Source organism: Vibrio sp. V23_P3S9T160 (assembly GCF_963886625.1).
Lineage (GTDB): Bacteria > Pseudomonadota > Gammaproteobacteria > Enterobacterales > Vibrionaceae > Vibrio > Vibrio anguillarum.
Genome location: NZ_CAWPDB010000073.1, coordinates 1 through 3,190 on the forward strand (window position 1 = coordinate 1; position 3,190 = coordinate 3,190).

At 39.8% G+C, this 3,190-nt stretch carries 4 protein-coding genes; all 4 read left to right on the forward strand.

The features are described from left to right. Positions 1–57 precede the first annotated feature (57 nt). On the forward strand, positions 58–603 hold the full coding sequence (locus AACU59_RS04015) for a hypothetical protein (RefSeq protein ID WP_017042192.1): 546 nt from the start codon (positions 58–60) through the stop codon (positions 601–603). A gap of 228 nt (positions 604–831) precedes the next feature. Then, on the forward strand, positions 832–1,545 hold the full coding sequence (locus AACU59_RS04020) for a Fic family protein (RefSeq protein WP_170826486.1): 714 nt from the start codon (positions 832–834) through the stop codon (positions 1,543–1,545). A 135-nt stretch (positions 1,546–1,680) separates the two neighbouring features. After that, positions 1,681–2,454, forward strand: a complete 774-nt coding sequence (locus AACU59_RS04025) for an NERD domain-containing protein (protein ID WP_017045441.1) — start codon at positions 1,681–1,683, stop codon at positions 2,452–2,454. Between the two features lie 135 nt (positions 2,455–2,589). After that, positions 2,590–3,057, forward strand: a complete 468-nt coding sequence (locus tag AACU59_RS04030; RefSeq protein WP_017420818.1) for a hypothetical protein — start codon at positions 2,590–2,592, stop codon at positions 3,055–3,057. Positions 3,058–3,190: the final 133 nt, after the last annotated feature.

Consider the following 3,190-nt stretch of genomic DNA (forward strand, 5'->3'; position numbering starts at 1 on the left):
CCCCTTAGCCGGGCGTTATATTCCACAAGCTGATCGGTGAACTTTTAAGGACAAAGGATGAAATATATTGAAATCCCCAAGTCTCTTCATGAGGTCTTTGGTGAAAAGCAATCTTTAATTGAAATTACTTGTACGGCAATATTTGCCTTATTTGGTAGTTTTCTAATGTATTTCCAGCTTTATCGTCCTATAGCCCATGAAAATGGTTGGTTGACAGTGTTAGGTTTCATTCTAATTGCTGATGTGCTGGCTGGGTGCATTGCAAATTTTAGCCGAGGCACAAATAAGTTCTACGCAGAAAGGAGAAAGGGACGCTTTCTTTTTATTGCTATACATATTCATATCTTAGCAATAGCGTGGCTTCTTTCTGCACCCTTAGAGTATGCGTTTCTAATCTGGGCCTATACAATAATATCTGCCTTAGTGGTAAATGCTTTAAAGGACAATCGTATCCAACTGTTCATTTCTGCAAATCTAATGTGTAGTGGTTTGTTATTACTTATGTTTTTACCGTTACCCACTTGGTTCTTAATCACCAGCACGTTCTTTTTGATTAAAGTCATGTTTAGTTTCGCCGTGGATCATTATGGCAATCAGGGTTAGATATGTAGCCTATCATGGTTAAGTGAATCGAATATAACAAACGGCTCAAGAGGGATTGCCAACGCGTGGCGGCTTTAGTGCAAAATTGAAGTTCAGTGTTTACAGTGTGTTTTTTAAGTTCGGCAGTGCGTTGTCAACCCCTTAGCCGGGCGTTAGCCGACTTCTACCACCTTACTCATCAGTAAGTGTATACTTAGCCAAGTTTTACTTACATTGAAGAAGACCACCATGACAGCATTGACAGATAACATGTGGAATATGAAACCAAATATACCGTTGGCTAAACAACTTGCCAAAAGAGATGTTCCAGCTTTGGTTTATGACGCTGTTAACCTCGAGGGTGTAGCAATGACTTTGCCTGAGGTGCAAACGATTCTTGATGGGATCACCGTAGGTGGCCATCGAATTAGTGATCAAAATATGGCAATGAACCAAGCTCGAGCATGGGAACTTATTTTTGGCTTAGTTGATCAAGGTGAGTTTCAATTTGATAAAGAAACCGCTTTAAAAATTCACAATATAGCTGGCAAAGAAGAAGCGTTAGAGTGGGGTAAGTTTCGCTCTGGTTACGTTTCCATTACGGGTTCAGAGTATGAGCCCCCCGCTCCAGATGAGTTGGACGATAAATGGCTTGAAGTTGAGAGTCAGGTGAATAGTGAATCTGATGTTTACGATCAAGCAATTACTGCATTTTTACAAATGGCACGCGCTCAATTTTTTTGGGATGTTAACAAACGTACCGGTCGGTTCATGATGAACGGTATTTTGTTGGCTAATGGTTTTCCTATCATTAATGTGCAAGCCAAACGTCAGCAAGAGTTTAATACGCTCATGCTCGATTTTTACTCTTCTAATGACATGACACAAATGAATAAGTTTTTACGAAGCTGTTTGGATGAAAAGATTATTCGTAATTTCAAGCTAGATCTGAAAATCGGCTAACAAACGCTTCAAGAGGGACAGCCAACGCATGGCATTTTTATTATGCATTGGCTTTTGTGATTAAGGTGTTATGCGGAAACTTGGTGGTAGCGTTGTCTGCCCCTTAAGCGGGCGTTAGTTGAATAAGGACGTTTCGTGGATATATTAGGATTACTATCAGGTGCTTTAGCTCAAGTTTGGTACATCATACCTCTGTTACTTTTCGTTTCGATATTCAAGAGCCGATGGTTTAAAGGTATGTTCGGGGAGTTCTTGGTAAACAGACTGCTGTCACAGTTACCTGAGTCAGACTACACGTTAGTACAAGATGTAACCTTACCCACAGAAGATGGCACAACACAAATCGACCATGTTGTTGTATCTAAGTTCGGTATTTTTGTTGTTGAAACGAAAAACATGAAAGGGTGGATCTTTGGCTCAAAAAGTCAAAAACAATGGACTCAAAAAATCTATCGGCATACTTCTAAATTTCAGAACCCTCTTCATCAGAATTATAAACATATTAAAACCCTTGAATCATTGTTGGGCATAGATTCATCTAAGCTGCACTCGGTCATCGTTTTTATTGGTGATAGTATGTTTAAAACTGAGATGCCTAACAATGTTACTTACGCACGAGGTTGCTTGGATTACATTAAGCAGTTCATACAGCCAGTATTTTCAGAGACTGAGTACGCTCAAATTATCGCAGCAATCAATGAAGTTAAGCTAAAGAAAGGCATAGTTACAGATTTAAAGCATAGGCAACATGTTAAAGAGCTGGTCGCTTCAAAAGAAAACATAAAGCAATGTTCACGTTGTGGCTCTGAAATGGTGGTGCGTGAAACAAAGCGTGGCGAAAATAAAGGTAAACAGTTTTGGGGTTGCTCCTCTTTCCCTAAATGTAGGTCAGTGGAAGAATTCAACTAACAAACGCTTCAAGACGGATTCGCAACGCTTGGCGGTTTTTGTTTGCATTGATTAAGGTGTTTACGGTGTAATAATTGAGTGTCGTGGCCGCGTTGCTCACCACTTAAGCGGGCGTTATGTATCAGGAGGAGAAAGATGCCAGATCTATTGGGTTCATTGATACAACTTCTTCAGTTGTTAGAGCAAGCTAAGCTGGGGTGGTTAGCTAACGCTTTGTTAGTATTTATAACCTTACTGAGCGTTGTCTACTTCTTGGCTTTTGTTATATTCAGCCCGAAGGTGATAAGACTAGCAAAGTTGATAAATTCCGGCTTTTCAGCAGCTAAACCAAAAATCAATGAAGCAATGAGCTCACCTTACGATTATAAGTTTTCTGAAAATAAGGTGTTTCTTTCAGTCTCTTTATTCATGTATTACATGTACATGATATTTATGCTTTTTTATGCGCTTCTGTTTTCTGGTATAGCTTCTGGCTTCTTATTGGATGAAAAGTTACCAATGACCAAATCTCTTCTAGCTTATGCATGTGCGATAGCATTCTTTGCCTTCGCACGTTTCTTTAAGTGCCAAGGAGATAAGGATCTATATAAGCTTCGGAGTTAAAAAATACATAACAAAGCATTTAAGACGGATTCCCAACGCTTGGCATTTTCAGTTTGCTTCGGCTTAAGTGTTTACGGCACAATACTTTAGGTGCGGTGGTCTGCGTTGCTCACCACTTAATGCGGCGTTATGC

Coding starts and splice junctions, on each gene's coding strand:
- AACU59_RS04015 (WP_017042192.1), top strand. CDS start 58: ATGAAATATATTGAAATCCCCAAGTCTCTTCATGAGGTCTTTGGTGAA.
- AACU59_RS04020 (WP_170826486.1), top strand. CDS start 832: ATGACAGCATTGACAGATAACATGTGGAATATGAAACCAAATATACCG.
- AACU59_RS04030 (WP_017420818.1), top strand. CDS start 2,590: ATGCCAGATCTATTGGGTTCATTGATACAACTTCTTCAGTTGTTAGAG.